General features: G+C 55.4%; 1 protein-coding gene. It reads left to right on the forward strand.

The features are described from left to right. Nucleotides 1-129: 129 nt before the first annotated feature. On the forward strand, nt 130-831 hold a 702-nt coding region (locus E1297_RS35600), incomplete at its 3' end, for a YeiH family protein (RefSeq protein ID WP_155146897.1).

Below are 831 nucleotides of genomic sequence, written 5' to 3' on the forward strand. Positions count from 1 at the left end.
GCAAACGACATGACACCGCAAGAGGCGTAAGCGAAAGCGGCCTGAAAATACTACCTCCGGGCCTTGGCTGGCCCGGAGAATTTCGATCTACTCCGCCATTAAAGGCGTGATTTCAGGTAAGGAAAACCGATGCAGGCGAAGAGTGCATCTCAGTCGCCCCTTCAGGGGGCGGTTAATTTTGTTCGTAGGAACGGAAACGGGTTTCTTGTGTCCGTTGTTGTTGCGGTCGCTGCGCAATTTCTGTCGGAACATTACGGCGCACCAGCGATGTTGATGGCGCTGTTGCTAGGTATCGCGTTTCATTTTCTGGCCGAAGACGATGCCGGAAATTGCAAGGCAGGCATTGATTTCACCGCGCGGACCGTTCTGCGATTTGGTGTGGCACTGCTGGGCGCGCGTATCTCTTTAGAGCTCATGATGAATCTGGGACCTCAGCTGATTGCAGTCGTGGTCGCAGGCGTGTTCCTGACCATCCTGTTTGGACTGCTGGGCGCGCGTCTGCTGGGCCGTGGATGGCGATTTGGTGTTTTGACCGGTGGATCCGTGGCGATCTGTGGTGCCTCTGCAGCGATGGCGATTTCGGCAATCCTGCCCAAAAATGAACATTCCGAACGAAACCTGATCTTTACCGTGTTGTCGGTTACGGTCCTTTCGACGATCGCCATGATCGCCTACCCGATCCTGACCGAAGCTTTTGATTTCGATGCAGAGGTGTCCGGAGTTTTCCTCGGTGGCACGATCCACGACGTGGCGCAGGTTGTCGGAGCTGGTTTCTCGGTTTCGGATGAAGCCGGTGAGGTCGCAACACTTGTGAAACTGATCCGTGTCGCC

The sequence above is a fragment of the Roseibium sp. RKSG952 genome (assembly GCF_009711355.1).